The following is a 26,200-nucleotide window of genomic DNA, read 5'->3' on the forward strand; positions in this document are numbered from 1 at the left end:
CCTAGATCCAGTGGAGGACGTCGTAGGGGTCTGGCACAGCCTCATGGGTTGTCTCCTCGGCGCGTTGCGGCGTTCCCAGGTAGAGAAAGCCGACGATCTGCTCGTCTTCGTCCAGTCCCAGCTCGCGGTGGAAGCCGCGGTCGTACATCAGCCAGCCCGAGCGCCACAGGCCGCCGTAGCCCAGGGCGCGGGCGGCCAGCTGCAGGGTCAGCACGCTGCAGGCGGCGCACAGCTGCTGGTCGAACAGCGGCACCACCTCGCTCGGCCGCGGGCTGGCCACCACGGTGATCACCAGCGGCGCGCGGTGCGGCATGCGCGGGGCGCGGGCGATCTCCGCCTCGCTGCGCCCGGCGGCCACGGCGGCGCGCTGCATGGCCCGGCCCAGGCGGTCCAGGCCCGCGTCGCGGGCGGCGAGAAATCGGTAGGGGCGCAGGTGTTGAAAGTCTGGCACGCGCAGCGCGGCGCGCAGGATCAATGCCAGCTCCGCGTCGTTCGGCCCGGGCGCGCGCAGGCTGTGGCAGGAGCGGCGGTTGAGCAGCAGGCCGAGGGCGGAATCTGCCGCGGGGATCGGGGTCATTCCGCCCATGGCAGCTCCTCCTCAATGCGCAGACCGGCGCGCAGCCGTTCGCGGATGCCCATCAGGCCGGCGTCCAGGCGCTCGATGCGCTGCAGGTTGCGGCGCTCGGCCGGGCTGGTGTCGAGCACCTCGGCGATGCCGCCGTTGCGGATCACCAGCCGCCGCGCGCCGCGCAGCGCGAGCAGCGGGTCGTGGGTGGAGATCAGCACGATCTTGGCGCCGCCGACCAGCAGGTCCAGGGCGCGCTTGCGATCGACCCCGGCGTTCTCGATCTCGTCGATCAGCACCACCGGCGAGGCCGACAGCAGCGCCGCGTCGGCGATCATCAGCGCCCGCGTCTGGCCGCCGGAGAGCTGGGTGACGGCGCTGTCGGCGGCGAACTTCTCGCCGGTCAGGGCGTTGGCGCAGGCGATCACGGTGCGCGCCATGCCTTGCGGGTCGGCGACCATCCGGCAGCGGGCGTGCATCTCGATCAACTCGCGCGCGCTGAGGTCGACGACGAAGTTCATGTTCTGCGAGAGCTGCGCGACCAGCTTGCGGTCCGGCGCGTAGCGGCGCTCGGCCGGCGGCTCGGCGCCGTTGATCAGCACCCGCCGTCCGGTCGGCGTGTCGCCCTGGGCCAGGCACTCGATGTCGGCGAGCAGGCGACTCTTGCCCGAGCCGGTCGGTCCGATGATGCAGACGATCTCCCCGGCGCGAAAGACCAGCTCCAGGTCTTCGGCGCGGCCGCTCTTGTCGCGCCCGCCGAGCAGGGTGAGGCTGTCGACCCGCGCGTCCGGCGCCTCGGCCAGGGCGCGCACCTCGGCGACCAGCCGCTCCAGGTGGTCGAGTAGCTGGCCGCGCTGCATGCCGGCGTCGAACAGCGCCTCGTCGGGCAGTCCGGCCAGCCACTGGGCGAGGCTGGCGCCGGGCGCGGCAGAGGGCAGGGCGAGGGCGGCGACGAATTCGGCCACTTGCGGATGGCGCTCCAACAGCAGGGCGAAGGGCAGCTCGGCGAGGCTCATCGGGACTCCTCCCGGTCGGCGAAGCGCATCTTCTTCACGTTGCCGCGCTGATGGGTCTCGCCGATGGCGGTTTCGCCGACGCAGTAGGGGCAGACCGCCGAAGGCATCGAGAAGCGCAGGCGGCTGCCTTCCAGGCTTGGCGTCGGCGCGGCGGCGCGGATGTGCCGGGCGAGGTCGGCGGCGCCCTGGCCGGTGAGGCCGTTGCAGAACAGCGCCGGCGCGCCGGGGTTGGCCAGACGCACGTGGAAGGCGAATACCTCGCGCTCGACCTGGGAGACGATGTCGCCCTTGGTGATCGCCACCAGGTCGGCCAGGCGCAGCATCGGGCCGATCTTCTTCGGCGTGTGCACGCCGGCCAGGGCGTCGACCACGCAGATCGCCAGCACGCCGCCGATGTGCGGCGAGCAGCGGTTGCACAGCCCGGCGCTCTCGCTGAGCAGCACGTCGAGCCCCTGGCGCTGGCCCCAGGCCAGGCAGTCCTCGATGTTGGAGACGAAATAGTGGTCCGGGCAGAGGGCGCCGGCCAGGCCGACCGCCACCGGGATCTCGTGCTGGGCATAGAGGCGCCCGTCGTCGCTGGACAGGGCGTCGAACTTGGCCACGCCGACGGCGAAGCCGTCCTGTTTCAGCAGCTTGGCGACCTGGAGAATGACCGAGGTCTTGCCGACCGACGGCGAGCCGGCCACGGTGATCAGTTGCATAGGCGCAGGCCCCCTTGGGCGGCGAAGAACAGCTCGGCGGCGCGGCGCTGTTCGGCGGCAAAATCATGGGTGTGGAAGAACGCCCAGCCCGGCCACTTGAGCCGCGCCCCCGGCGGAAAGGCTTGGGGCTGCGCGGCGCCGGTCGGCGGGTAGCAGTTGCGGGCGAGCACCGCGCCGAGCGCCGGGCCGTGCAGGTAGTCGACCAGCGGGGCGAGGCGCTCCTCCGTGCCGGGTTTAAGCAGGTAGCCGATCGGCATGGCCAGCGCGCCGTCCTCCGGCCAGAGCACTGCGGTACGGTCGCGGCGCGGGCAGAGTTCGGCCTGCAGCCAGGGCAGCACGGCGATGGCGCCGACGTCCGGGCTGTTCGAGCCGGCCTGGGTCGCGGTGCGCACGTTGTGCTGCAGGTGGCGCACGTTGCCGGCGAAGGCGGCGAGCCCGCTCTGGCCGAACTCCAGGTACAGCGCCAGCAGCAGGTAGGCGTTGTAGTCCTGGTAGGCCACCTGCGGATTCGGCCGCCAGCCGCCGAAGACGATCTCCCCGGCCCATTGCGGATCGAGCAGGTCGCTCCACACCCGCGGCGGCCGGCGGCCCTTGAGCCGGCGCCGGTCGATCAGCCAGACGAAGGGGATCACCGAGAACACCCGGAAGGCGCCCAGCGGATCGGCCAGACCGGCCGCCGCGCAGGCCGGATGCAGTTCGGGCAGCGGGCGGGCAGCGCGGCCGGGGGCGTAGTGGGCGAGCAGATCGGGCGCCAGGATGTCCTGGTAGACGGTCGACACCAGCAGGCCCGGCAGGCGCGCCGGGTCGCGCTCGCTGGCCAGGCTGTCGAACGGGCTGTACCACTCGCCGCCGCCCAGGCAGCAGCAGTTCAGGGCCGGGCCTCCGGCCGCGCGCTGCGCCGCCAGGGTCTGGTCGAGGCCGGCCTTGAAGGCCCGGCGCAGCGGAATCGGCATGCGCCCGAGCAGGTCCAGAGCGCCGAGGGCGCCGGGCGCCGGCAGCGCGGGGTGGCCGGCGTCGGCGCTGGTGTGCTGTGGTGTCGTCACGCTGACCTCCTCGCTCCGGCGGGTCGTCTGGTCCGTAGGTGCTCCGGCCGGTGGAAAATCGCGATGCGAGTTTTCCACCCTACGGAAGGGTTTGGTCCGTAGGGTGGGAAACGGCCGCAGGCCTTTCCCACCATTGGCGCTGGCCGGTGGAGAATCGCCGCACGGGTTTTCCATCCCACGGACTGGCTTTAGCGAGATTCGGGCCAGCCGGCGCGGACGCGGCCGAGGCCGCGCCGGGCCGGGGTTGCGGGCGTTCCGGCAGGGGAACGGCGAGGGATGAGGTGTTCGCCGCCGAACATTCCGCCGCGGCAGACGTACCGGAGCGAACCCTCGATGCGTTGCTGTCGGCGTTCGCGGCCCGGCCGGCGGCGGCTGCGGGCTTCTGGCACGCCGCTGGCATCGTCCCCGGCGTATTCATTCGCCACGAGGAACACGCCATGAAGTCACGCGGCATCGTCAATGCCACCCGCCGCCTGATCGGCGCACGCAAGCTGGGCAGCGTCACCCTGCTCGGCAAGGCCGAGGAGGAGGCCCGCCACGCGCTGACCCAGGCGCGCGCCTGGATCGGTCGGGCCAATCCCATCGACGAGGAGGCGCAGCAGAACTTCCAGACCATCGTCGCGGCGACCGAGGATCTGGAGCGCGTGCTGCTGGAGGGGGCTGCCCCGGCCTGAGGGCAGCTTCGTAGGGGGATGCAACCCGCCCTTTTGATGGCTCCCACGCTCCTGCGTGGGAGCCCAGGGCCGGGTGCACCTGCAACGTGCCCACGCAGGAGCGTGGGCACGATCAATCACAGATAAATCCGCTCCTACAGCGGGGACTTACTGCTGCTTGGTCAGATCGACCAGCGGTTCTTCGCGCACCTCGGTCGGCCGGCCGGCCTGGACCTCGTTGACCCGCTGCACGGCCTGGTCCACCGCCGCCTTGTCGGCGAGCAGGGCGAAGCCGACCCGGAACTGGCGCTGCTCCTTCGGGCCGATGGTCGGCACCAGGCCGAGCGGGCGCTGGAAGCGACGGTTGTAGGAGAAGCTGGTGCCGGGCTCGAGGCCGGTGACGTAGCCCTGTTTCTCGGTGTCGGTGTTCTTCCACAGCGAGAACACCGGCAGCTGCTGGACGTTGTAGTCGACCCGCACGCCGCGGTCGCCGGCCCGGTTGTGCAGCACGGCCAGGGTGTCGCCCTTGTCGTCGCCGTAGGGAACCAGATTGTAGACGGTCTCGTCGTAGTCCTTGGTCGGGCCGCGGTAGGTCTGCCAGTTGGCGAGGTCGCCGCGGGCCTTGGCGTTGAACGGCGAGACCTGCTTGACCGGGGCGACGAAGCGCGCGCCCTGCTCGAGCAGCGGCGTGCCGAAGTTGTTGTGGTAGAGCGCCTGGTATTCCTTGGGGTAGTCGCCGTTGTTGGTCAGGGTGTCGTCGATGACGAAGCCCGTGGCGCCCGGCGTGGTGCTCAATTCGGTGGCGACGCTGAAGTCGACCTTCTTGAAGGCCTGCTCCTTCAGCTCGCCCCTGAGGCGGATGGCGTACGGCGGCTGCTCGTCGATGCTCAGCACCACCCGGGTGGCCGGAATGTTCGCCGCCCGGCCGTGCAGGGTGAGCAGCTCGCCGTTGTCCATGCCGGGATGGCCGACCCACTCGTAGCCGCAGCGGGTGACCAGCTCGTTGAAGCCCTCGAGCCAGCCGAGGCCGCCGCGGCCGTTCTGTTCGATGAACGCCGGGTTGACCACATCCTTGACCGGCGAGTCCCAGCCCATGCGGACGTCGCCGGCCACCGCGCGCAGCACGTTCATGCCGCGGGTCGGCACCACGGTGATGGTCATGGCGCCGGTGTCGATGTCGATCAGGCTGACGCCCTCCTGGAGGCCGCCGTGCAGGGTGCGCAGGCTGACCGAGAACGGCTTGTCGGTCTGGATGCCCAACTGCTGGCTGTCGATCTTCCAGTTCTGCGCCGGCTTGTCGGTATCGAGCAGGACATAGTCCCGGGCCAGGGCAGAGGTGGTGCCGACGACAGCGGCCAGGCCGATGAGGCAGGAAAGCTTGTTCATGATGACCCTTCTTTTCTTGTTGTGAGGCAGCCGCGCAGGCTGCCCCGGATGGCGATTACGTCCGCTTCAGCCAGACCGCGATGTTGGCCGGCAGCCGGTCCGGCGCGGCCAGCGGCTCGCTGGACAGCAGCACCTGGCTGCCTTCCGGCAGCGCTGCGGCCTGTGTTCCCATGTTGATCAGCACGCGCAGGTCGCCGTTGTCGAAGGCCAGCACGTCCTTGCCAGCGTCGACCCACTGCAGCTTGCCGTCGCCCAGCGCATGCTCATGACGCAACTCCAGGACCTTCCGGTACAGGTTCAGCGTGGAGTCGGAAGCGCTCTCCTGGCGGTCCACGGCGTAGCGCGCGTACGAGGCCGGCTGCGGCAGCCAGGTCTTGTCGCCCGGGCCGAAGCCGAAGGACGGGGCGTCCGCCTTCCAGGGCAGCGGCACGCGGCAGCCGTCGCGGCCGACTTCCTCGCCCTTGGTGCGCAGGAACATCGGGTCCTGGCGGTACTGGCCTTCCATGGTGGTGTGCTCGGGCAGGCCCAGCTCCTCGCCCTGGTAGATGTAGGACGAGCCGGGCAGGGCCAGGGTCAGCATGGCCAGGGCGCGGGCCCGGCGCAGGCCGAGCACCTCGTCCGGCTGCGTGGTGGCGGGACCGATGCCGTTGCCGGGCAGGGCATGCTTGCCCAGTTCCTTGAGGCCGTAGCGCGAAGGCGCGCGCACGGTGTCGTGGTTGGAGGTCACCCAGGTGGTCGGCGCGCCCACCGTGGCGGTCAGGGCCATCGAGCTGTTGATGATGTCCTTGAAGGCGCCCGCCTCCCATTGGGTCATCAGGTATTCGAAATTGAACGCTTGGTCCATCTCGTCGGAACGGATGTAGTGGGTCAGCCGCTCGCGCGGGGTGACCCAGGCCTCGGCCACCATGATGCGCTTGCCCGGGTACTCGTCGAGGACCTTGCGCCAGGAGCGGTAGATCTCGTGCACGCCGTCCTGATCCCACATGGGGCCGACCAGCGCGCCGGCGTTCTCCCGGCCTTCCTCGATCGGCAGATCGGCCAAGCCCTTCTCCTTGATCAGGCCGTGCGCCACGTCGACGCGGAAGCCGTCCACGCCGCGGTCCAGCCAGAAGCGCAGCACCTTCTCGAACTCGGCGCGCACCTGCGGGTTGTCCCAGTTCAGGTCGGGCTGCTTGCTGTCGAACAGGTGCAGGTACCACTGCTTTTCGCCCGGCACCCGGTCCCAGGCAGCCTTGCCGAACACGCTCGGCCAGTTGTTCGGCGGCAGCTCGCCGTTCTCGCCCTGGCCGTCGCGGAAGATGTAGCGGGCGCGCTCGGGGCTGCCGGGCTTGGCCTTCAGTGCGGCCTGGAACCAGGCATGCTCGTCGGAGGTATGGTTGGGCACCAGGTCGACGATCACCTTCATGCCCCGCGCGTGGGCCTCCTTCAGCAGGCGCTCGAACTCCTCGGTGCTGCCGAACATCGGATCGACCACCCGGTAGTCGGCCACATCGTAGCCGGCGTCGGCCTGGGGCGATTTGTAGAAGGGCGACAGCCAGAGCGCGTCCACGCCCAGCTTGTCCAGGTAGGGCAGCCGCGAGATGACGCCCGACATGTCGCCAATGCCGTTGCCATCGCCATCGGCGAAGGAGCGCGGATAGATCTGGTAGATCACCGAGTTGCGGGCCCAGTTCTCGTCGCTCTGGACGGCCGTGGCATCGGCGGCGTAGGCGCTGCCATAGAGGGAGGGCAGGGACAGGGCGACAGCAGTCGCAAGAGTGGTGGCTAGGAACTTACGACGAAACATACAAGCTTCCTGTTCTTGGGATTGTTGGTAGGCAAGGCGTGTTTCTTGGCGTAGTGCGTGGCTGTCTTCAGGGCCGCCGGCATCAGGGCCGCCGGCATCAGGGCCGGATGCGGTCCGGGCGATTCGGCCGGTCGCGGCGCATGAAGGCGCCGGGCAGCGCGTCGCCGCCTTCGCCGGCATGAGGGCACAGGAGATGCGGGGAGCGAGGGGCAGGGATATCGCCTGCGAGGGCGGGCGGCTGGATGACTGCAACCATGGGACACCTTGTTCCGGGGACAACGCTGTCTTGGGGCCGCAGGCCCGGGCGCGTCGACCCCCGTCTTGTTGTTCTTGTCGTCTGCCGGGGCGGGCCCGAAACGGGCGGGCCGCTCTACTCCGGCAAGGGTCCCCTGTCGGGGTATCGCTACCTTAGTAGGGGGTTTTGGGTTTGACAAGACGTTCATTGTTTTAAGGTTTTTCGCTGTATTTCCCCGTAGGTAAAACGATTCATCAAGATAAAAGCAGATATTGGCACGATCAGGCCGGCAGCCGTGCGGATCGCGCCGGTCGACGCTCGAAAGTCGCCTGAGAAAATCCTGCCGACAGTCGCGAAAAAGACGCCGGGCGTGCCATGCGCCGCCAGGGCCGGCGCCACGTCGACCGCGAATGGGAGCGCACCCCGCACCCCTGGAACCTCCGCGAGGTGCGCAATTTCATGGTGGTGTTCGGCCTGGTCAGCTCGGCCTTCGACCTGCTGACTTTCGGCGTGCTCTTCCACTTCGTCGGCGAACGGCCCGAACTGTTCCGCAGCGGCTGGTTCGTCGAGTCGCTGCTCACTGAACTGGCGATCATCTTCGTGGTGCGCACCTACAAACCCTTCTACCGCAGCCGCCCCGGCCGCCTGCTGCTCTTGAGCACCCTGGCGGTGATGCTGCTCACCGTGCTTTTGCCCTACACCCCGGCCGGTACCTGGTTCGACCTCGTCCCCCTGCCGCCCGCGCTGCTGGCGACCATCGTGCTGATCACCCTGCTCTATGCGGCGGCTTCGGAGGCGGTGAAGCGGCGGTTCTATGCGGCGGCGAGAAGGCCGAGGAGTGCGGCAAGGAGGTATCGGGGGGGCGTGGGGTAGGAGGGAGCTCGGGACAGCAACTGCCGGGCACAGGCGAAAATGAAAGTTTGTCCCTGAGTCTCCTCCGAAACGGCGCGGGTTGCACCCCCTACAGGGCTGACCACTCATTGCACCTGACTTTACCATCATTTCTCTGAGCCGCATAACATGTAAAGATCGACCCAAAGCAGGTGCTCTATGTCTTACCCAGTAATAAGTCGGGAGCGCAGCGAATAGTTTATTAGCGTGCGGCAATTGGTTGGAAAATTGGGCATTCACTTAATTTGCGTGCAAAATAATACTCTTTGGCTTGACCTATAGAGTAGTTGTTTATCTCTGCTAATTGCTGTCTATTTATTTTCTGATCGGTTTTTCCAGCCCAGAACGCTAGCTTTGGCGATATTGGTATAAAAGCAAAGTTTCCATAACCATCTGCTACGATGAATTCTCCTTCTGTAGACTCAATAAGCCCCCATTTAAAATGGCTGCATGTATGCCAATCACGATCAAGTGAAATTTGAATTTTCAGGCCAGAGCTAAACCTTACTGGAACCACTCCTCCATCTCTGACAAAGCTGCCGTTCTTGCTTTCAATGATCTCCTCTTGCTCTTTAGTTAAGCCAGAGCCAGAGATGCTGTCCAGAGTGGTATCATTATTTTCACTTAAATGAAAGCCGTGGCGGAGCCTCCATAGCAGACAGTATCTCGAAATTACCTCATGGTTTCTTTCATTAAATGGTTTGATTGAGTCAATCTCTTGATGAAAAGCTGTTTCAATTGGAACCATGTAGCCTCTCTCTGCTCTTTGGTCCCATGTGCGTTTGGTACAAAAGATTTTTGCCCTCTTATTGCGCCTTACAATCTCGCCGGTGCTAATGATTTTAATTTCAACCATATTGTTATCGTCATAAAACTTAGCTATCGCATGGGCTGTATGGTAATGCTGCTCAATAGTTAACTGTCTAGGGTTCTTTTTGGATGTTGGTTCATACGGCATTGCTATTCCTCCTTTTTTGATCTTGCCTGACTGGTAAAGTTTCTCAGAGCTCGACAGCCAGCTGCGCTGGCACCCGGAGCAGCATGTTTTTAGGTGAACTCATTCGACTGGTACCTTTAATTCTATAAAATACGGTATTTCAATAGATTCAGCGAGTGGTATAGAGCCAATGTTAATGGGGAGAAGTGTAATTTTACCATCATCTTCAAGCATATACTTTTCGCAGAATAAAAACATGATACCTCCAATAAATTCGTTAAACCACGCCATTAAGTCGGTGCTCTCAACTATTAACTTGTCGAAGGCCGCAGCAGGTTGACTTTGGTCGATCTTTTCTAATATGGCTGCTCCAATGACACTTTCAGAAAAGTAGTAGAGCGTATTGCCTATGCTGTTCGACATGTATGCAATCATCTCACTTGAGTCTGGTTCATCCTTGTTAAGATTTTTGTTTAGTGTGCCCTTGATGTGTTCAAGGGAGTAGTGAAATGCGAAATTATTTCGCAGCTCCCTGACTATGTTAGGTTTGCCGAAGTATTTTTTCAGCTTCGAGAGGCTTTCCTTGGCATCGGCAGGAAGGAGAGGTGTGTATTTTCTTCCTAGCATAGATTTAAAATAGCCCTGCTGAAGAGCTTCCCATGCTTCATAGAGCTTCCCAACAAAGAGTCTAGCGATAATAAGTGCTTGGGTTGTATGTGCATGTATGTGCCACTTTTCGTCCTTTCGATGCTGGGAACATATATAAAAGAGCTTGTTTAAAACATTCAACTCGTTTGCCACGTGAGCAAGCAAAACGAACAATGCGCGCTCATCCTCGGGCATCTGGCGAAGCTTTTCTGGCTTGAGGAGCCACTCATAAATTACCATGGGTTTAGTCCGCCTTGCTTATAGAGAGAAAAGGGGACAGCTTTATTTTTGACCTCGACCTGCCACAGGTTGAAAATTTGTGCCTCCCCGCCAATAGGGCAGGGAGTAATTTTAACCCTTCATATATAAAACGCTATCAACCCGCCCGATATGCTCGACCAGCGCCGGATTGTCGATCTGCGAATACAGCGACAGGTCGATCTTCCAAGGCAGCATCAGGTCGTCCAGCGCCAGTTCGATATCCAGCAGATCCCGATAGCTCAGGTCGCCCTTGAAGGGTCAGGTCGATATCCGAGCCAGGGCGGTAGTTGCCCTTGGCTCGGGAGCCGTAGAGCACGGCCTGCTCGATGTCCGGAAAACGGCCGAACACCTGGCGGATGGACTCGGCGACCTGCGGGGGGAAGGCCGATTTCCTCGGGCGTCATGCGTTCGGCTCCGCCCGGCTGGAAAGCACGCGCTCCAGCGCCTTGAGCAGCGGGTGATGCTGCTGCCGGATGTTGAGCAGGATCGCTTCGGCGGTTTCTTCGTTGCAGGTGTGCGAGGTGCGGTTGCGGTCGGTCAGCATCTGCATCCAGCCCTGTCCGTCGGCGATCAGCCCGGTGCCAAAGGCTTCGCGGATGGTGTCGCGCGGATCGACGATTCCTTCGATGCCCTGCCAGACGAGGAAATCCTTCAGCGTGTTCTAGCCCAGTTCGTAGCTGCATTCGAACTCATGGAGCGCGCCCTGCCTTTCCAGTTTCGACAGGGGCTGCTGGCTCATCAGTTCCATGGCTTCGTCGAGTTGCAGCAGGGCTTTGCCGAAGCTGTGCAGCCGCCGTTGCCAGTGAATATCGGGAGCGTTCATTCCAATCCCTTTCACGGTCCTGCACCTTTTAATTCAGGAGACCAAATGAGTAAGGGCTTCGGTAGGAGCGAATTCATTCGCGATGCTTCTGCCATTGCTGGCGGTCGCAGATAAATCTGCTCCTACAGCGGTACCGGCAGACCGCCAATCGCCTCGATCACTCGCCTTACCGCTTCTTCCTCATCCGCCCCCGTCACATCCACCTGCAGGTCGCATCGCGCCCCGAGTTCGGCCATGACCACGCCGCGGAACACCGGGTCCAGGCTCTGGATGTCGGCGACGCTCATTTCCCCGCGGGCGCCCAGGCGGCGGATGCGCTCGTTCTCGTCCAGGGTGAGCAGCACCGAGACGTCCGGGTGCGGCAGGGCCGGGAGCAGGGCGTCGAAGTCGGCGTCGACGCCGCGGGCCCGGGCATAGGCGATGGTGGAGGCTAGGAAGCGGTCCATCACCACGGTCCGGCCGGCGTCCGCCGCGGCCCGCGCCCTGGCGCCCTCGGCGGCGGCGATGGCGAGGTAGAACAGGGCATGGGCGATCCTGGCGTCGCCCAGCGCGGTGTGGATCTGCTCGCGAAGCGGCTTTATCGCCGGGCCGGGCATGCTCATGGCGATCCCGCCGAGCGCGGCGGTCAGGTTGCGGACCAGGGTCGTCTTGCCGACGCCGTCCAGGGATTCGATGACGATGAACCGGGCCATGGGGACTCCTGTCGGTGGTTCCTTCTCTCATCAGCATAAGCGGTCGGGCGCGAGCGGGGTCCGGCGGTCGCCTGTTCAGCGAACACAGCGAGCCGGGCCTGCGCATCAAGAACCTGGAGGCGCATATGGGGCACGAAAAAAACGCCGACCGGCAGGGAGTCCGGTCGGCGCAAAGCTGCAGTCGCAGGGGAGGGTGTTGCTCAGAGGGGGGTGATGCCGTGCTCGGCGTAGATCTCGTCCTGGGCCTGGCGGAATTCGTTCATGGTGAACTCGAAGCCGTGCTCCTTGAGCAGCGCCCAGCTCGCCTGTTCGTCTTCCGCGCCTTCGTTGACCCGGTTCTTGAACGCTTCGTCGCTGCGCATGCGGTTGATGTAGGCCTTGGCGGATTCGACACTCATCGGAAATGCCTCCTTAAGCGGTGGTGGAGTCGAGGAAACGGCGGCGGATCTGCGCGCCGAGCAGGTTGACGAGGCTGACCAGCGCCAGCAGGACGGCGATCAGGGCCAGGGCCTCGCGGTATTCGAAGAGGTGGAAGGCGGTGACGATCTCCAGCCCCAGGCCGCCGGCGCCGATCGCGCCAAGGGTGGTGGCGGCGCGGATGTTGTGTTCCCAGCGGTAGAGGGCGACGTCGACCAGCCGCGGCAGCACCTGCGGCAGCACGCCGAAGCGCAGCACGCCGAGCACCGGGACGCCCTGGCTGCGCAGCGCGTCCACCGGGGCGCGGTCGACGTGCTCGAAGATCTCGGCGAAGAACTTGCCGAGCATGCCGGTGGAGTGGGTGGCCAGCGCCAGCACCCCGGGCAGCGGGCCGAAGCCCACCGCGGCGACGAACAGGATGCCCCACACCAGGCTGGGGATCGAGCGGATGGCGTTGAGCAGCAGCAGGACCAGCTGGCGCAGCGGCGCGGGCGCCTGGCCGCTGGCCGCCAGGGCGCCGAGCGGCAGGGCGACGAGGATGCCGCCGACGGTGCCGGCGACGCTCATGGTCAGGGTGTCGAGCAGCGGCTTGCTCCAGTGCTCCCAGCGCTCGAACGCCGGCGGCCAGGCGTCGCCGGCCAGCGTCCAGAGGGTCGGCAGCAGCTCGCGGTAGCGCTCGGCATCGAGCGCGCCGGTGTACTGGGTGGCCAGCAGCACCACGCCGAGGCCGAGCAGCAGCGCGAGACGCGACAGCCAGGCGCGTTGCGCCGTTGCCTTCAGCAACGCCTGGCGCCGGGCGAGGGCGGTGCTCACGGCTTCACCGTCACGGCTTCGGGATGCTCGCGCTCGACCACCGAGATCCACTCGCGGACCCGGTCGACGTCGGCATCGACGCTGGGAATGAAGGCCTCGGCGCGGAACACGCCGAGCGCCGCCGGGTCGCTGGTGCTGACGAAGGCCTTGCGGATCTTCTCCTTCAGCTCCGGCGCCAGGCCCTCGCGGAAGGTCCACTGGTATTCGGGGATCGCCGGCGAATCGGCGAGCACGCGCACCTTCGCGGCATCGAGCTTGCCTTCCCTGATCAGGCGTTCGTAGATCGGTTTGGACAGGCCGCCGGCGGCGACCTTCTTGCTGGCGACGGCCAGCGCGACCGCATCGTGGGCGCCGAGCACGCGCAGGCTGTAGTCGCGCCCGGAGACCAGCCCGGCGTCGGCCAGCATCCAGCGCGGCACCCAGGTGCCCGAGGTGGAGGCCGGGTCGCCGAAGGCGACGTCCTGGCCGCGCAGGTCCTGGAAGCTGCGCGCCGGGCTGTCGGCCGGGACGATCAGCACCGCCTGGAAGGTCGGGCCGACCTGGGCGTGGGTCGGGCGGGCGAAGGGTTCGAGGTGCGCGCGCTTGCTCTGCAGGATGTAGGTCACAGGGCCGAGGTAGGCGATGTCGATGCGCCCGAAGCGCAGCGCCTCGCCGGTCGCCGCGTAGTTGGCGCCGACGGTCAGTTCGACGGGCATGCCGAGGGTCTTTTCCAGGTGCGCGCGCAGCGGCTCGTTGAGGCGCATCACGGTGGGCGCGGACTCGCCGGGCAGCAGGCCGATGGTCAGCTTCTTCGGCAGGGACGCATCGTCGGCGTGGGCGGCGAGGGCGGCCGGCAGGAGCAGCGCGGCGAACAGCGGGCGCAGGCGCTTGAGCAGTCGGGTCATGAGGCGTTTCCTTTCACGGGTGGCGGGTGGGTTCCGGGGCGGGATGCAGGGGGAACAGGCGCGCCTGGGCGGCGGCGTCGAAGCGCGACGGCGGGCCGTCGAAGGCGATCCGCCCGTCGGCCAGGCCGACGATGCGCTCGGCCAGCCGGCGGGCCAGGTCGAGCTGGTGCAGGACGATCACCAGGGTCAGCGCGTGGTCGCGCACCAGCCGGCGGAATTCGCCGGCCAGGCGTTCGGCGAGGGCCGGGTCGACCGAGGCGAAGGGTTCGTCGGCCAGCAGCAGGCGCGGCTCGCGCACCAGGGCGCGGGCGATGCCGACGCGCTGGCGTTCGCCGCCGCTGAGCCGGGCGACCGGGTCGAGGGCCTTGCCGAGCAGGCCGACCTCGGCGAGGGCGGCAAGGGCCTGCTCGCGCATCGCCCGCGGCCAGGGCAGCGGGGAGAGCGGATGGCGGCGGTCGGCGAGGCCGAGCAGCACGTTGTCGAGCGCCGACAGGCGGGCGATCAGCGCATGTTCCTGGAACACCGTGGCGCTGCTGCGCCGGTGGGCGAGCAGGCTGGCCGGAGTCTGCAGGCGGCCGATGCCGTCCACGCTGAGGGTGCCGGAAGCGGGCGGCAGCAGGCCGTTGAGGGTGGCCAGCAGGGTGCTCTTGCCGATCCCCGAGGGGCCGACGATGGCGGTGATGCTGCCGCGGCGGATGTCGAGGTCGAGGCCTTCGAGGATGCGCTTGCCGCTGCGCTCGATCGACACCCGGTCGAGCCGCAGCAGCACCGGCGAGCCGCCAGCGGCCGCCGTCGGCGTGCTGCGCCCGGCGTCGGAGGCCGGGGCCAGGGCGCGCTCGAGGGGCAGCTGGTAGATGCCGTTCATGCCTCGCGCTCGATCAGGTAGTCGGGGTTGCGCACGCCGTAGCCCAGCGCCTTGCGCAGCCACAGCGGCGGATTGTTCTGCATCATCCGCTGCAGGTGCTCGACCACCTCGTCGATCTCGCGGGGGTGCTGCATCTTCACCGGGAAGACCCCGGCGCTCTTCACCTTGACCGCGGCGAAGTCGCTGAGGGCGAGGGTGAAGAGCACGGCGCAGCCTTGCATCGCGTCGACGCGCAGCTGGATCTGGTCGACCGAGGCGCCGCCGGTCGGGTCGCCCATCGAGCAACCGCCGCCGCCGCCGGGGCCGCGTTTGCCGTCGCTGCCCTTGCCGCCGCCCTTGAACTGCACGACGTCGAGGAAGCTGGCCTCGTCGTAGGTGACGTCGTAGATGACGATCTGCCTGGCGGTGGCGAAGTTGGCATCGACCTGCAGCAGGTCGTTGCTGGTGATGGCGATCTTCAGGTGACCGATCTCGTTCATGTCCGTTTCCTCGCGTCGGGTGGGCTCAGCTGGCGCCGGGCGCGGCCCGGCGCGCGGGGTTCAGGTCATCGGCAGGCCGACGACGTTCTTCTCGTGGGCGAAACGCAGGCGAAAGGCGTCCGGCAGCCGCGCCTCGGCGTCCGTGCGGGCCTGCCAGCGGGGCAGCTCGGCGACGGCGATGCGCCCGGCCTTCAGGGCCTCGACCGGCACGATGTACAGGCGGTCGTCGAGGCTGATGTAGAAGTCGATCGGATGGCGGGCGGCGTTTTCGCCGTACTTGCCCAGGTCGATGCGGTAGTGGCCGTCCTCTTCGAGCTGCAGGCGGGGGTTGTCGCAGTCCAGGCGGACATGGCGGTTGAACCAGCACTTGTGGCGGAACTGGAACAGCACCCGGTCGTCGTCGGCGAAGGCGCGGATCTCGGCGACGATGTCGGCGTAGTACTGGCCGAGCAGCAGTTCCTGGTAGGCGTCGCTATAGGGCTGGTCGAAGGATTCGAGGTGGACGGCGACGCAGGCGGCGAGCAGTTCGAGGCCGGTCTGGCTGATCAGAAGGTTCAGCGCGCAGCGGTTGTAGGTGCAGCTGGCGCGGATCAGCCCGTCGTCGCGGATTTCGATGGTGCCGTTGTGCTGGATCGCCGCGGCGCGGAACACGCGCAGGATGCGGAAGACCTCGGCCATCAGCTTCTCCGCCGGGGTGCGGCGGGGCAGGGCGAGGTAGCGTTGCCAGCTGCCGAGGGCGGCCAGGGACGGGTCGCGGGACTCCTGCCAGTCGGCCAAGAGCGCGTAGGCGCTGGTCAAGGCCAGGATCAGGCGCGCCGGCACGCGGCGGGCGGCCACGGTTTCCGGTTCCGCGAAGCTCAGGCGCCGCGGGCGGGTGTAGGGTTCGATGGGGCGGTGTTCCGGTCGGGCGCACAGCTCGCCGAAGCACGCGCGATAGTGGGCGACCATTTCCTGTCGCTGTTTCATGGCACTCTCCCGAAGGCGGCATGGCGGCCGGATTGGCACAGGGGGCGGAGGCCCCTGCCGGAGCAGGGGGCCGCCGCGGGACTAGTGGCCTGTTTGGTTAGTTCAGTTAGTCAATTTCGGCGCCCATGGCCCCGATACTGCGTTGCCACTCCTCGCCATAGCCCTGCTATGACTCGTCGCGGCGCCTTGTCTCGGAACCATGGTCATCCGAACTTGAGTTAACAAACTAACCGCACAGGCCACTAGCAACTCACCACGTGTTGAGGATCCATTCCTTGTTACGGGTGTATTCCATGTGGGCGAACATGGCGTTGGCGATCATCTCGCCCAGTTCCATGGCGCCCTGGTAGCCGATGGTGGGCTTGCGGTAGAGGCCGGCGCGGTCGAAGGTCGGGAAGCCGACGCGGACCATCGGGATGTTGGCTTCGATGGCGACGTAGCGGCCCTTCGAGTGACCCATGATCAGGTCCAGCTGCAGGCCGTCGTTGATGCGCTTCTCCAGCTCCCAGAGGTCGGCGTTGTGGACGATCTCCATGTCGAAGTGCGCGGCGTCCTTGAGCTCCTGGAGGCGCGGGTCCTTCTTGTACTTGCTGCCCTGGTCGTCGCCGATCAGCAGCAGCACCGGTTCCAGTTCCACTTCCAGGCAGAACTGCGCCAGGCCGAGCACCAGGTCCGGGTGACCGAAGATCGCCACCTTCTTGTTGGCGAAGAACATGTGCGCCAGGTCGGCCAGCGCATCCAGCGCGATGCCGCGCTCGCGGACCAGCGACTCGGGGATCTCCTTGCCGGTGATCTCGGCGATCTTGCGCAGCATGTCGTCGGTGTTCTTGATGCCGTAGGGGGTGTTGACCAGGCTGTTCGGCACCGCGAAGGTCTTCTCCAGGTACTCGCCGGTGGTCGCCCCCTCGTAGCGGGCCAGGGCCAGGGTGCCCAGGGCGTTGGCGCTGTCGGCAATGTCCTCGACCGTGGTGCGGCCGTGGGTCTCGATGCTCTTGTTCGGCAGCATCGGCGAGTCGAAGTCCTCGGTGTCCATGAACACCGTGGCGTCGACGCCCATTTCCTTGAAGTAGCGCTTGAGCAGCACCACGTCGCCGGGGTTGACCCAGCCCGGGAAGACGTTGAGCTTGCCGCTCGGCTGGCCCTTGCCGTGCACCTCGGTGATGGTCTTGAACATCGACTTCACGCACTCGGCGTAGCCGGTGACGTGGCTGCCCTTGAAGCTCGGGGTGTGCACCGGGGCCAGGTAGATCTTGCGCTCCGGGAACTCGGCGGCGAGCGCCCGGTTGCAGACGTTGATGGTGCCTTCGATGTCGTCGCCGATGACCTCGGTGGAGCAGGTGGTGATGATCGGGATCAGCCGCAGTTCCGGGTAGCGGCGGGCCAGCACCAGCACGCCTTCCTCGACGCGCTTGGCGCCGCCGAACACCGCCGACTCCTCGTGCAGCGAGGTCGAGGCGACGTCGAAGTTTTCCTTGAAGTGCTGGGCGAACAGCAGGCGGACGAACATCGTGCAGCCCTGGCCGCCGTGGACCAGCGGGATGCAGTCCTTGACGCCGATGCCGGCGTACTGGGCGCCCGCGGGCTGGCAGTCGTACATCGGGTTGATGATGCCTTCGCGCTCCCGCTTGACCAGCTTGACTTCAGCCGGCTTCAGCACGGTTAGCTCGCAATTGCTCATGAAATGGCTCCTTCGCACAGGGGAGCGGCCCTCGGGCCGCTCCCGCAGCGGTGACTCAGTAGAGGTGGTGGTTGAGTTCGCGGTTGGTCGAGCGGGTGATCACGGTGTCGACCAGGCGGGACTTGAGGCCGTCGATCAGGAAATGGATTTCCTCGTGATTGATCTGCGATGCCCAGGGGAAGCGCTCGCGAACGTCGTTGGCCATGGCCAGGGCGTCGGCGTAGAACAGGCGCTCCTGCGGGGTGCCGCGCAGCGGCTCCTGGCCGGTCAGCAGGCGGGCGACCTGGCCGAGCACGCCCTCGATGTTTTCCTCGCGGTCCCAGGTGCGCGAGAAGAACTGCCACAGGCAGCGCTCCTCGGTGTAGTCGAACAGGTCGTCGAGTCTGGACTGGCTCATCAGGCGGCCCCCCGCACGATGACCGGCGTGGTCTGCGAGCTGTCGCGGATGTCCACGGCGGCCAGGTGGCGCAGCGGGTTGTGCACGGCGTTGTAGGTGTCGCGGGCGAGGTTGACGAAGCCCTCGAAGCCCATATACGGGCCGTTGTGGTAGCCGTGGCCGTTGACGTAGGGGATATGCAGCTTCTTGACCAGCTCGCCGACGCGGGGACCTGTGAAGATCACGTCCGGCTTGACCAGGTCGATGATCTCGAAGAATTCCAGCTCGTTGCCGTCGTCGATGTAGTAGGTGCCTTCCTTGCCGCGGGCGATGACCTTCTCGAAGTCTTCCTCATGGCCGAACTTGGAGGACATGGCCACCACCTGGATGCCCAGGTCGTCCTCGACCGACTTGGTCCAGTGCCACAGGCGCGGGCCGCCGGTCCAGATCGCCATCTTCTTGCCCTGCAGGCGTTCCTTGTACCAGTCGAGCTTCGGCTTCCACTTGGCATATTCCTCGGCGATCAGCGCCTCGCCCTTCTCCTCGATGCCGAAGAAGGCGCAGATCTTGCGGATGCCCTCGGCCATGTAGCTGAAGCCCCAGGAGTCGATGTCCAGGCGCGGGATGCCGTAGCGCTTCTTCAGTTCGTTGGCGATGTAGCCGGAGGAACGCGCGCAGTTCACCACGTTGAGCTGGGCCTGGTGCATGCAGCGCAGGTCGTCGTAGGTGCCGTTGCCGGTGAAGTGGGCGACGACCTGGATGCCCAGGCGGTCCCAGTAGGTCTGCAGCAGCTGGGTATCGCCCTGGATGTTGAAGTCACCGATGAAGTTCATCGTGTATTCGCTGGTGATCTCCTTCTCCATCGTCTCGACTTTCTCGTTGATCCAGCCGATGTTCAGGACGTGGTGGCCCTTGGACTGGGAGACGCCGGAGAAGCCGGGGCATTCGACGGTGAAGACGTCGACGTCGGGACGGTCCTTCATCACCTTCTTGGCCACGGCCTTGATGTCGTCGCCGATCAGCGCGGTCGGGCAGGTCGTGTAGACGATCATCCGCTTGATGTCCGGCATCTCGTCGAAGGCCTCGTGCATGCTCTGCTCGAGGCGCTTCTCGCCGCCGAACACCACGTGGCTTTCCTTCATGTCGGTCGACCAGACGTACTTCATGTTGAAGTGGCCGTTGTCGGTCGGGTAGCGCTTGGTGTGCCAGGTGTCGTAGGCACAGCCGAGCGGGCCGTGAATCATCTGGATGGTGTCTTTCAGCACGCCGCCGATCACCAGCTTGGCGCCGCAGAAGGCGCAGCCGCGTTCGGACAGGGTGCCGGGGATGGTCGCCGCGTTGGCGATCGGCAGGAACTCGCGGGTGTCCTCGTTGGGCGCCTTCAGATAGATGTGTTTCTGGCGCTCGGGTATGTCCTTGTCACATTCCAGCAATACCATTGGCATGGTTGAAGTCTCCTCGGCTCTATGCGTTGATCGAACCCCGTGACCGGCACTCGATCGGGGACCGGAAAAACCGGTTGGCGAAGAGGAGATGGCAGGATGCGTGCCAGATGCCCTTGCGGCGCTTGCGGGAATTTTCCGCTCGCCCGCCGATCGACCTGATTAGTCATTTTGAATCAATGACTTGTTGATCGCTTTCGCTGCTGCCGAAAGGCGTCGCGCGGGGGGCTTTTCGGGTGTTTTTTCCAGGTGTGCGGCGCTTGCGCGGGCAGCGGGCGGAATACGCAAAAGGTTTTTCGTTCGGCCAAGTACGGAGCGTTCGGGGTCTGTACGTCGAGGTGCGTGGCTGTCGGTTGGAGGGGAAATCTCCCTTTGATGGCTCCCACGCTCCTGCGTGGGAGCCCTGGGCGGGGCGCTCCTGCGCCGAAGCGGCCCCTACGGCGTGCCCACGCAGGAGCGTGGGCACGATCATGAATCGGAGGAAATCCGCTCCTGCAGGTTCGTCTGGTGAGGGGCTCGGAGGCGGGCGGGAAGCTTTTGTCGCCTGCTCCCTGCGCGGGCGAGGAAAGGGGGCGGGCACATGAAGCCCTGACGTGTCGGCCGTTTTCAGGCGTTATCGGCGGGAGAAAAACGAAAACGGCGATCGCCCCTGAGGAAAGCGATCGCCGTTTGGAGTCCGGTGGCAGAGCGGCGCGGGATGCTCTGTCGCCGGCAAGCGGGTGCGGGCTCGTTCAGTCTTCAGTCATCGAGCGGCTGGATGCAGAAATCCACGGGGCAGACGCCGAGACAGCGCGGCTCGCCCAGGTCGGCGCACTCGTTGCAGCTGTCGGCGTCGATCACGTAGATGCCGCCCTGGAGGGCGATCGAGCCGGTCGGGCAGACCGGCTTGCAGTCGCCGCAGACGGTGCATTCGTAGCCGTCGATGGCCATGGCCATAGGGTCAGCTCCTGAGGTGGGGGAACTCGGTGTGGTTCAAAAGGGAGGGCGGCGTGCGCCGCCGGCCGCGAGAAGCCATTCCGGACAGCCCGCGGCACACGCTCCTCCGCAAACACTGCGCCGGCGGGATCAGCCTTCGGCGGCGGCCTTGCCGACGATGGACTCGTCTTCGGCTTCCATGATGCCGAACTCCATCAGCAGCTCTTCGAGGTCCTCCATGCTCGCCGGGTTCGGGATGACCAGCAGCTTGTTGTTGAGGATCTTCTGGGCCAGGGCGCGGTACTCGTCGGCCTGCTTGGCTTTCGGATCGTATTCGATCACGGTCATGCGGCGGATTTCGGCGTGCTGCACGACGTTGTCGCGCGGCACGAAGTGGATCATCTGGGTGCCGATCTTCGCGGCCAGGGCCATGATCAGCTCGTCTTCGCGGTCGGTCTTGCGGCTGTTGCAGATCAGCCCGCCCAGACGCACGCTGCCGGAGTGGGCGTACTTCACGATGCCCTTGGCGATGTTGTTGGCGGCATACATGGCCATCATCTCGCCGGAGCAGACGATGTAGATTTCCTGGGCCTTGTTCTCGCGGATCGGCATGGCGAAGCCGCCGCACACCACGTCGCCCAGCACGTCGTAGAACACGAAGTCCAGGTCGTCGCTGTAGGCGCCTTCCTCTTCCAGGAAGTTGATCGCGGTGATCACGCCGCGGCCGGCGCAGCCGACGCCCGGCTCCGGACCGCCGGACTCGACGCACTTGACGCCGCCGTAGCCGATCTGCAGCACGTCTTCCAGTTCGAGGTCTTCCACCGAGCCGGCGGATGCGGCCATCTCCATGACGGTGTTCTGGGCCTTGGAATGCAGGATCAGGCGGGTGGAGTCGGCTTTCGGGTCGCAACCGACGATCATCACCTTCTTGCCGGCCTCGGCGAGGGCGGCGACCAGGTTCTGGGTGGTGGTGGACTTGCCGATGCCACCCTTGCCGTAAATTGCACACTGACGCAATGCCATCTTGGAACCTCCGTTGATTCGTGGCGTTTGACTGGTGTCGCAGGGGATTGAGCAAGGGTGGTGCCATCAAGATGGGAAATTCACATATGGCTTATTTTTTGGATTAAAAAACCAGAAATAATGTTTTTGGCGAGATTTTATGCTGCGTAACAGGCGTGTGACAGGAGTCGGTTGGCAGCGATTTTGCGTCGCCCGGGCTGGCGGCGTACCGGCAGGTACAGCCGGGCGGCGATCCGTTCCATGTGGTACCGGGTTCCATACCGGCTGAAGCGGGAAGTGTCGATCGCTGATCGAACGCTAAGGCGGTTGTCGGCTTGCTCTGGCGGGCGGGGTAGCCGTAGCTTCTGAAGCCGTGCTGCGATCCAACAAAAACCAACGGGCGCGCCCCATGAGCACAGCCCTCGTGATTCCGGGCGGCGCCGCCGCGCCCAGGCAGGCCCCCGCCACGCAGATCCTCGACCTGTCGTCAGCCTCGGAGTCCGGGTGGCGCCGCCCCGGGCCTCCGGCCGCGCGAGGGCTGCGGCGCGTCAGCAGGGCATGCCGACTCCGTACAGCGCGGCGATCGATGCAACACGCTCCAGGGCAATGGCATATCACCGGGTCTGGCGGTGGCTGCCCCCGCTTTCCTCGTCTGCACTGCCGGGGAGATGCCGGGGGGCGGCTTCGGTGTTCGCCGGCGCCGGGCGGGAGAGCCCGAAGCGGTGTTTGAGTCGGCGGGAGAGGCCCATCTCGATGTAGGTGAAGCTGAGCCAGGAGCCGAGCGTGATCACCGGCACGCAGAGCGTCAGGATCAGGTAGGGGGCGAGGTGCTGGTCGAGCAGGTAGGCGCCGCACCACAGCACGATGATGTGCACCAGGTAGACCGAATAGGACCAGTCGCCGAGGTTCCTCAGCACCTGACTGCCGTTGAACAGTCGTTCCATGCTGATCATGGCGGCGACCAGCGCCGCGCCGGGGACACCCCAGGTGAGCCAGCGGTAGGGATGCTGATCGTCGAACCAGAGAATCATTGCGGTCGCGCTCGCTGCGATCAGCGCGGGGGCCAGCAGCATCCGGCCCGACAGCGCCGGCAGCCAGCCGCGGCGGTAAATCACCGCCAGGCCGATGCCGAGGAGGAACTCGTAGATCACCGGATTGGTGTAGAAGCTCGACACGAACGATTGATGGGCCAGCCAGCCGCTCAGTGTGAGCACCAGCAGGGCGGTGACCCAGGCCCGATGACGTCGACCGGCGCACAGCGCCAGCGCGAACAGGATGTAGAACATCATCTCGAAGTTCAGGGTCCAGCCCACCGGCAGGACCGGGTAGAAGCCGAAGCCGCCGGGATTTTGGGCCGGAATGAACAATAGCGACTTGAGCAGCGTGATCGGATCGACCGCATAGACCGGCATGACTCGCGCGTCGAAATAGATGATCGAGGCGGTGAGCAGAGTGAATATCCAGTAGGCAGGCACGATGCGGATCAGGCGATCGAGTATGAAGCGTTTCGAGGCGATCGGCTTGCCGGCGCTGGCGAGGTGGATGACGAAGCCGCTGATGACGAAGAAGATGTCGACGCCGACCTGGCCGCGGGTGGAAAGCAGGTGTCCGGCAAGGGTGTCGGCCTTGAAGTCGAAAAACACCTGCATGAAGTGGTGGAAGACCACGAGCCACGCGGCAAAGGCGCGCAGTGCCTGGATCGATACCAGCATAGGCAAAAGGGTCCTTGTCGTGCTGACCCCGAACGGCCATGCCAAATGGGCCGCCTTGGGGATCTGTTTGGAAACCAAGGTTTTGTACTGGTTTCCACGTCTTATGGAGGCACTTGGTTGTCTGCTCGCTATCCACGGGTTCGACAAAGGCGAACGGCGTGAGCTGCCGAGCCGTGTTTTCGCCTGCCCACGGAAAGTGCCTTCATGCAGCCCAACACCCGGAGCGGAAGCTCCACCCAGGCGCGTACCTGTGCCTTGGCTTTCTCGATTTCGCGTCTGGCCTTGTACGGGGCGCTGCGCCTGTCCTGTTTCCTGGAGGCACTGCAGCGGACGGCGATCTGCTAAGCGGCAATGACCCTGTGTTTCCGATGTTGTTCCCGCCGCATCTCCACAGCAGCCCAATACCGGCCAGAGGGGATGAATACTGGCCAGGATCAAAATGCCTTGGCTGGGCAGCATACGCGGTGCCTAACGGCGGAATGTCGGGGTGTCGTGATGCATCCTTTGGCGCGCGATGAACAGGGCGAGCGCTGCCCCTTCGGCGCTCGCCGGCCTGGCGGACTTCGGCGGGTGCATCGTGATCGGAGACCGGCCGCCGCACTCGCCACATGCGGCTGATCCGACGGGCGCATGATTCGGCGGGCCTTTTTCGTCAGCCGTCCGCCCGCGGCGGCGCCTCGTACAGCTCCAGCGGCAGCCCGTCCGGATCGGCGAAGAAGGTGAAGCGCCGGCCGGTGTACTCGTCGGTGCGAATCGCCTCGACGGCGATGCCCTGGGCCTCGAGTTCCGCCTTGCAGGCCGCCACGTCGTCGACCTCGAAGGCCAGATGGCGCAGCCCCTGGGCCTCCGGCCGGGAAGGGCGCGGCGGCGGCGCGGGAAACGAGAACAGCTCGACCTGCGAGCCGTCGGGCAGCGCCAGATCGAGCTTGTAGGAGCGGCGCTCGGCCCGGTAGTGCTCGGCCACGACGCGAAGGCCCAGCGACTCGGTGTAGAAGCGCTTCGAGACTTGGTAGTCCGAACAGATGATGGCGGCGTGGTGGATGCGGCGCAGGTGCATGGCTGGGTGGTCCCTTTCATTGAATGGCTGACGGATGGCCGGCAACGGGGTTTGCCGACGCCTCACGGGAGATTGTCAGAGCACTGCACGGGAAGTCACCCGCTGCGGAGCCTTGCCCGCAGGGCCGGGGGCCGGTTCAGCCCAGGCTGCCGGCGAAGCGCGCGGCGAGGCGCTCGCGCTGGAACGCCTCGACGAGGAAGTCGATGAAGGCGCGGGTCTTGGCCGGCATGAGGGTGCGGTTCGCGTAGTAGATCGAGATCGCGCCGGCGTCGGCGTACCAGCGGGGCAGCAGCCTCACCAGTTCGCCCCGCTCGATCCACGGCAGCACGTCCGGCACGGCGAGCAGCGTGACGCCGAGGCCGAGCAGCGCCGCCTCGCGCATGGCGGCGGGGTCGTTGAGGGTGAGCGTCTCGGCGAGCCTGGCCGGCATCTCGGCCCCGGCGGCGTCGCGCAGCGTCCACTGGCGCACCCGGCCGGTACGGCTGGAGCGCATGACGATGCCGGCGAACTCGGCCAGGCCGGCAGGGTCCGCCGGCGGCGTGCGTCCGGCCAGGTAGGCCGGCGAGGCGACCGCGACGATATGGGCGGGGGCGAGCGTGCGCGACACCACGCCCGGGGCGAGTTCGAAACCGCCGCCGATCGCCGCGTCGTAGCCTTCGGCGATCAGGTCCACCGGGCGGTTCTCGAAATGCCAGTCCGGGCGGATCAGCGGATGGCGGGCGAGAAAGGCCGGCAGCAGCGGCAGGACATGGGTGATGCCGAAGGTTGGCGGCATGCTGACCTTGAGCACGCCGGCCGGCTCGTCCCGTTCCGTCGCCAGCGTGGCGATCGCCGCCTGCAGCGCGTCGAGATTGCCGCCGATGGCTTCCAGGAAGCGCTCGCCGGCCTCGGTCAGGGTGAGCTTGCGCGTCGAGCGCTGGAACAGCCGCACGCCGAGGTTCCGCTCCAGCATGCCGACGTTGCGGCTGACCGCCGCCGGCGTCAGGGCGAGGCGGCGCGCGGCGGCGGAGAAGCTGCCGGTCTCGGCGCTGCGGACGAAGGATTCGAGGTTGGCGAGGGTTTCCATGGGCGAACTTTATACTGATGCTTGAAAATGATTCAAGCCATTACCGGCTAATCAAGAGGTAATGACTGGGCCACCATTCACTCCATCGACAACGACCCCGGAGTGAATCCCATGACCACCTCTCCCACCGGCACTACTCCCCTGTCCGGCAAGACCGCCCTCGTCACCGGCGGCTCGCGCTCGATCGGCGCGGCCATCGCCAGGCGCCTGGCCGCCGACGGCGCGGCGGTCGCCCTCACCTACAGCGCCTCGCCGGAGAAGGCCGCCGAGGTCGTCCGGGCCATCGAGGCTGCCGGCGGCCGGGCGCTCGCCATCGCCGCCGACGCGGGCGATCCGGCTGCCGTGCGCGCTGCCGTCGCCGCGACCGTCGAAGCCTTCGGCGGCCTCGACATCCTAGTCAACAACGCCGGCCTGGGCTTGGGCGGGGCGATCGAGGAGATCGCCTTCGAGACCTACGAGCGGATGATCGCAGTCAACGTCACCGGCGTGTTCGTCGCCACCCAGGAGGCCGTGCGCCACATGCAGGCCGGCGGGCGCATCGTCCATATCGGCTCGTCGATGACGCGCTACGCGGCCTTCCCGACCGCCTCGCTGTACACCCTGACCAAGGGTGCGGTCGCCGGCTTCAACCGCAGCCTGGTGCGCGACCTGGGGCCGCGCGGCATCACGGTCAACACCGTGCATCCCGGCCCGACCGACACCGACATGAACCCGGACGGCGGCCCGGTCAGCCAGATCGTCGGCCCCGGCATCGCCCTCGGCCGCTACGGCCAGCCGGACGAGATCGCCAGCGTCGTCGCCTTCCTCGCCGGCCCGCAAGCGGCCTTCGTCACCGGCGCCGAAATCGTCGCCGACGGCGGCTTCACCGCCTGATCCAGCCCATCCCGACTA

At 66.0% G+C, this 26,200-nt stretch carries 25 protein-coding genes and 4 pseudogenes; 3 read left to right on the forward strand and 26 right to left on the reverse strand.

Annotated elements, in window-relative coordinates; genetic code table 11:
- Position 1: 1 nt before the first annotated feature.
- The 4 genes from EV691_RS17660 to EV691_RS17675 are packed head-to-tail and all read right to left on the reverse strand — an operon-like array spanning position 2 to position 3,325.
- On the reverse strand, positions 2–586 hold the full coding sequence (locus tag EV691_RS17660) for a nitroreductase family protein (RefSeq protein ID WP_242672551.1): 585 nt from the start codon (positions 584–586) through the stop codon (positions 2–4).
- Entirely contained in the window at positions 574–1,581 is a 1,008-nt protein-coding gene (locus tag EV691_RS17665) for an ATP-binding cassette domain-containing protein (RefSeq protein ID WP_131298713.1), read from the reverse strand. Before EV691_RS17665 ends, EV691_RS17660 begins: the two co-directional genes overlap by 13 nt.
- Positions 1,578–2,282 (reverse strand): GTP-binding protein, encoded by a 705-nt coding sequence (locus EV691_RS17670; protein WP_131298714.1) that lies wholly within the window; start codon positions 2,280–2,282, stop codon positions 1,578–1,580. Before EV691_RS17670 ends, EV691_RS17665 begins: the two co-directional genes overlap by 4 nt.
- On the reverse strand, positions 2,273–3,325 hold the full coding sequence (locus EV691_RS17675; RefSeq protein ID WP_131298715.1) for an ABC transporter substrate-binding protein: 1,053 nt from the start codon (positions 3,323–3,325) through the stop codon (positions 2,273–2,275). Before EV691_RS17675 ends, EV691_RS17670 begins: the two co-directional genes overlap by 10 nt.
- A 281-nt stretch (positions 3,326–3,606) precedes the next feature.
- Between EV691_RS17675 and EV691_RS23940 the strand changes: the two genes are divergently transcribed.
- Positions 3,607–3,999, forward strand: coding sequence for a hypothetical protein (locus EV691_RS23940; protein WP_242672552.1), 393 nt, complete (start codon positions 3,607–3,609; stop codon positions 3,997–3,999).
- Positions 4,000–4,146: 147 nt separating this feature from the next.
- Here EV691_RS23940 and EV691_RS17690 read toward each other — a convergent pair whose 3' ends face one another.
- Both EV691_RS17690 and EV691_RS17695 read right to left on the reverse strand, forming a co-directional pair.
- Positions 4,147–5,364 (reverse strand): aldose 1-epimerase family protein, encoded by a 1,218-nt coding sequence (locus EV691_RS17690; protein ID WP_131298716.1) that lies wholly within the window; start codon positions 5,362–5,364, stop codon positions 4,147–4,149.
- 55 nt (positions 5,365–5,419) lie between these two features.
- Positions 5,420–7,150, reverse strand: a complete 1,731-nt coding sequence (locus tag EV691_RS17695) for a glycoside hydrolase family 13 protein (RefSeq protein WP_131298717.1) — start codon at positions 7,148–7,150, stop codon at positions 5,420–5,422.
- 634 nt (positions 7,151–7,784) lie between these two features.
- Here EV691_RS17695 and EV691_RS17700 point away from each other — a divergent pair.
- Positions 7,785–8,258: pseudogene (locus tag EV691_RS17700) on the forward strand (cation transporting ATPase C-terminal domain-containing protein); the annotation flags it as partial.
- Positions 8,259–8,478: 220 nt separating this feature from the next.
- On the opposite strand, the gene EV691_RS17705 reads toward EV691_RS17700, so the two are convergent.
- The 20 genes and pseudogenes from EV691_RS17705 to EV691_RS17795 all read right to left on the reverse strand — a co-directional run bounded on the left by EV691_RS17705 (position 8,479) and on the right by EV691_RS17795 (position 25,309).
- Positions 8,479–9,234, reverse strand: coding sequence for a hypothetical protein (locus EV691_RS17705; RefSeq protein WP_131298718.1), 756 nt, complete (start codon positions 9,232–9,234; stop codon positions 8,479–8,481).
- A 99-nt stretch (positions 9,235–9,333) separates the two neighbouring features.
- Positions 9,334–10,101 carry a hypothetical protein gene (locus tag EV691_RS17710; RefSeq protein WP_131298719.1) on the reverse strand — a complete coding sequence of 256 codons (768 nt, stop codon included), beginning with the start codon at positions 10,099–10,101 and terminating at the stop codon, positions 9,334–9,336.
- A 319-nt stretch (positions 10,102–10,420) separates the two neighbouring features.
- Positions 10,421–10,471 (reverse strand): annotated as a pseudogene (locus EV691_RS24200) (hypothetical protein); the annotation flags it as partial.
- A 51-nt stretch (positions 10,472–10,522) separates the two neighbouring features.
- Positions 10,523–10,945, reverse strand: a pseudogene (locus EV691_RS24295) (nucleotidyltransferase substrate binding protein).
- Positions 10,946–11,067: 122 nt separating this feature from the next.
- Positions 11,068–11,637, reverse strand: coding sequence for an AAA family ATPase (locus EV691_RS17725; protein WP_131298720.1), 570 nt, complete (start codon positions 11,635–11,637; stop codon positions 11,068–11,070).
- A 200-nt stretch (positions 11,638–11,837) separates the two neighbouring features.
- Positions 11,838–12,035 carry a Nif11-like leader peptide family natural product precursor gene (locus EV691_RS17730; RefSeq protein WP_131298721.1) on the reverse strand — a complete coding sequence of 66 codons (198 nt, stop codon included), beginning with the start codon at positions 12,033–12,035 and terminating at the stop codon, positions 11,838–11,840.
- A gap of 13 nt (positions 12,036–12,048) precedes the next feature.
- Complete coding sequence (phnE, locus tag EV691_RS17735) at positions 12,049–12,867, reverse strand: phosphonate ABC transporter, permease protein PhnE (RefSeq protein WP_131298722.1); 819 nt, start codon at positions 12,865–12,867, stop codon at positions 12,049–12,051.
- On the reverse strand, positions 12,864–13,751 hold the full coding sequence (gene phnD / locus EV691_RS17740) for a phosphate/phosphite/phosphonate ABC transporter substrate-binding protein (protein WP_131298723.1): 888 nt from the start codon (positions 13,749–13,751) through the stop codon (positions 12,864–12,866). The genes phnE and phnD overlap by 4 nt, the downstream gene beginning before the upstream one ends.
- Positions 13,752–13,764: 13 nt before the next feature.
- Entirely contained in the window at positions 13,765–14,616 is an 852-nt protein-coding gene (locus tag EV691_RS17745; protein ID WP_242672554.1) for a phosphonate ABC transporter ATP-binding protein, read from the reverse strand.
- Entirely contained in the window at positions 14,613–15,095 is a 483-nt protein-coding gene (locus tag EV691_RS17750) for a NifB/NifX family molybdenum-iron cluster-binding protein (RefSeq protein WP_131298724.1), read from the reverse strand. Before EV691_RS17750 ends, EV691_RS17745 begins: the two co-directional genes overlap by 4 nt.
- A 60-nt stretch (positions 15,096–15,155) precedes the next feature.
- On the reverse strand, positions 15,156–16,061 hold the full coding sequence (locus EV691_RS17755) for a hypothetical protein (protein WP_131298725.1): 906 nt from the start codon (positions 16,059–16,061) through the stop codon (positions 15,156–15,158).
- Positions 16,062–16,311: 250 nt separating this feature from the next.
- The gene (gene vnfK / locus EV691_RS17760; protein WP_131298726.1) at positions 16,312–17,739 is read right to left on the reverse strand and encodes a V-containing nitrogenase subunit beta; all 1,428 of its coding nucleotides are present in this window, start codon (positions 17,737–17,739) and stop codon (positions 16,312–16,314) included.
- 55 nt (positions 17,740–17,794) lie between these two features.
- Positions 17,795–18,136 carry a V-containing nitrogenase subunit delta gene (vnfG, locus tag EV691_RS17765; RefSeq protein ID WP_089166815.1) on the reverse strand — a complete coding sequence of 114 codons (342 nt, stop codon included), beginning with the start codon at positions 18,134–18,136 and terminating at the stop codon, positions 17,795–17,797.
- Entirely contained in the window at positions 18,136–19,560 is a 1,425-nt protein-coding gene (gene vnfD, locus EV691_RS17770; RefSeq protein ID WP_131298727.1) for a nitrogenase vanadium-iron protein, alpha chain, read from the reverse strand. The genes vnfG and vnfD overlap by 1 nt, the downstream gene beginning before the upstream one ends.
- Positions 19,561–20,295: 735 nt before the next feature.
- Positions 20,296–20,493: a 4Fe-4S dicluster domain-containing protein gene (locus EV691_RS17775; RefSeq protein WP_089166816.1), complete on the reverse strand. Its 198-nt coding sequence runs from the start codon at positions 20,491–20,493 to the stop codon at positions 20,296–20,298.
- 129 nt (positions 20,494–20,622) lie between these two features.
- Positions 20,623–21,495 (reverse strand): nitrogenase iron protein, encoded by an 873-nt coding sequence (gene nifH, locus EV691_RS17780; RefSeq protein ID WP_039801084.1) that lies wholly within the window; start codon positions 21,493–21,495, stop codon positions 20,623–20,625.
- A 593-nt stretch (positions 21,496–22,088) separates the two neighbouring features.
- Complete coding sequence (locus EV691_RS17785; protein ID WP_131298728.1) at positions 22,089–23,186, reverse strand: acyltransferase family protein; 1,098 nt, start codon at positions 23,184–23,186, stop codon at positions 22,089–22,091.
- Positions 23,187–23,398: 212 nt separating this feature from the next.
- Positions 23,399–23,527, reverse strand: a pseudogene (locus EV691_RS24365) (IS5/IS1182 family transposase); the annotation flags it as partial.
- Positions 23,528–23,838: 311 nt separating this feature from the next.
- The gene (gloA2, locus tag EV691_RS17790; protein WP_131298729.1) at positions 23,839–24,243 is read right to left on the reverse strand and encodes an SMU1112c/YaeR family gloxylase I-like metalloprotein; all 405 of its coding nucleotides are present in this window, start codon (positions 24,241–24,243) and stop codon (positions 23,839–23,841) included.
- Between the two features lie 136 nt (positions 24,244–24,379).
- Positions 24,380–25,309 (reverse strand): LysR family transcriptional regulator, encoded by a 930-nt coding sequence (locus EV691_RS17795; RefSeq protein WP_131298730.1) that lies wholly within the window; start codon positions 25,307–25,309, stop codon positions 24,380–24,382.
- 111 nt (positions 25,310–25,420) lie between these two features.
- Here EV691_RS17795 and EV691_RS17800 point away from each other — a divergent pair, with 111 nt between their 5' ends.
- Positions 25,421–26,182 carry an SDR family oxidoreductase gene (locus EV691_RS17800; protein WP_131298731.1) on the forward strand — a complete coding sequence of 254 codons (762 nt, stop codon included), beginning with the start codon at positions 25,421–25,423 and terminating at the stop codon, positions 26,180–26,182.
- Positions 26,183–26,200: the final 18 nt, after the last annotated feature.

Origin of the sequence: Azotobacter chroococcum (genome assembly GCF_004339665.1) — a bacterium.
Classification (GTDB): Bacteria; Pseudomonadota; Gammaproteobacteria; order Pseudomonadales; family Pseudomonadaceae; genus Azotobacter; species Azotobacter chroococcum.

What these genes read in the sequence shown, in the direction of transcription:
- EV691_RS17660 (WP_242672551.1), bottom strand. Translation starts at nt 586, where the DNA reads ATGGGCGGAATGACCCCGATCCCCGCGGCAGATTCCGCCCTCGGCCTG.
- EV691_RS17665 (WP_131298713.1), bottom strand. Translation starts at nt 1,581, where the DNA reads ATGAGCCTCGCCGAGCTGCCCTTCGCCCTGCTGTTGGAGCGCCATCCG.
- EV691_RS17670 (WP_131298714.1), bottom strand. Translation starts at nt 2,282, where the DNA reads ATGCAACTGATCACCGTGGCCGGCTCGCCGTCGGTCGGCAAGACCTCG.
- EV691_RS17690 (WP_131298716.1), bottom strand. Translation starts at nt 5,364, where the DNA reads ATGAACAAGCTTTCCTGCCTCATCGGCCTGGCCGCTGTCGTCGGCACC.
- EV691_RS17695 (WP_131298717.1), bottom strand. Translation starts at nt 7,150, where the DNA reads ATGTTTCGTCGTAAGTTCCTAGCCACCACTCTTGCGACTGCTGTCGCC.
- EV691_RS17705 (WP_131298718.1), bottom strand. Translation starts at nt 9,234, where the DNA reads ATGCCGTATGAACCAACATCCAAAAAGAACCCTAGACAGTTAACTATT.
- EV691_RS17710 (WP_131298719.1), bottom strand. Translation starts at nt 10,101, where the DNA reads ATGGTAATTTATGAGTGGCTCCTCAAGCCAGAAAAGCTTCGCCAGATG.
- EV691_RS17725 (WP_131298720.1), bottom strand. Translation starts at nt 11,637, where the DNA reads ATGGCCCGGTTCATCGTCATCGAATCCCTGGACGGCGTCGGCAAGACG.
- EV691_RS17730 (WP_131298721.1), bottom strand. Translation starts at nt 12,035, where the DNA reads ATGAGTGTCGAATCCGCCAAGGCCTACATCAACCGCATGCGCAGCGAC.
- phnD (WP_131298723.1), bottom strand. Translation starts at nt 13,751, where the DNA reads ATGACCCGACTGCTCAAGCGCCTGCGCCCGCTGTTCGCCGCGCTGCTC.
- EV691_RS17745 (WP_242672554.1), bottom strand. Translation starts at nt 14,616, where the DNA reads ATGAACGGCATCTACCAGCTGCCCCTCGAGCGCGCCCTGGCCCCGGCC.
- EV691_RS17750 (WP_131298724.1), bottom strand. Translation starts at nt 15,095, where the DNA reads ATGAACGAGATCGGTCACCTGAAGATCGCCATCACCAGCAACGACCTG.
- EV691_RS17755 (WP_131298725.1), bottom strand. Translation starts at nt 16,061, where the DNA reads ATGAAACAGCGACAGGAAATGGTCGCCCACTATCGCGCGTGCTTCGGC.
- vnfK (WP_131298726.1), bottom strand. Translation starts at nt 17,739, where the DNA reads ATGAGCAATTGCGAGCTAACCGTGCTGAAGCCGGCTGAAGTCAAGCTG.
- vnfG (WP_089166815.1), bottom strand. Translation starts at nt 18,136, where the DNA reads ATGAGCCAGTCCAGACTCGACGACCTGTTCGACTACACCGAGGAGCGC.
- vnfD (WP_131298727.1), bottom strand. Translation starts at nt 19,560, where the DNA reads ATGCCAATGGTATTGCTGGAATGTGACAAGGACATACCCGAGCGCCAG.
- EV691_RS17775 (WP_089166816.1), bottom strand. Translation starts at nt 20,493, where the DNA reads ATGGCCATGGCCATCGACGGCTACGAATGCACCGTCTGCGGCGACTGC.
- nifH (WP_039801084.1), bottom strand. Translation starts at nt 21,495, where the DNA reads ATGGCATTGCGTCAGTGTGCAATTTACGGCAAGGGTGGCATCGGCAAG.
- EV691_RS17785 (WP_131298728.1), bottom strand. Translation starts at nt 23,186, where the DNA reads ATGCTGGTATCGATCCAGGCACTGCGCGCCTTTGCCGCGTGGCTCGTG.
- gloA2 (WP_131298729.1), bottom strand. Translation starts at nt 24,243, where the DNA reads ATGCACCTGCGCCGCATCCACCACGCCGCCATCATCTGTTCGGACTAC.
- EV691_RS17795 (WP_131298730.1), bottom strand. Translation starts at nt 25,309, where the DNA reads ATGGAAACCCTCGCCAACCTCGAATCCTTCGTCCGCAGCGCCGAGACC.
- EV691_RS17800 (WP_131298731.1), top strand. Translation starts at nt 25,421, where the DNA reads ATGACCACCTCTCCCACCGGCACTACTCCCCTGTCCGGCAAGACCGCC.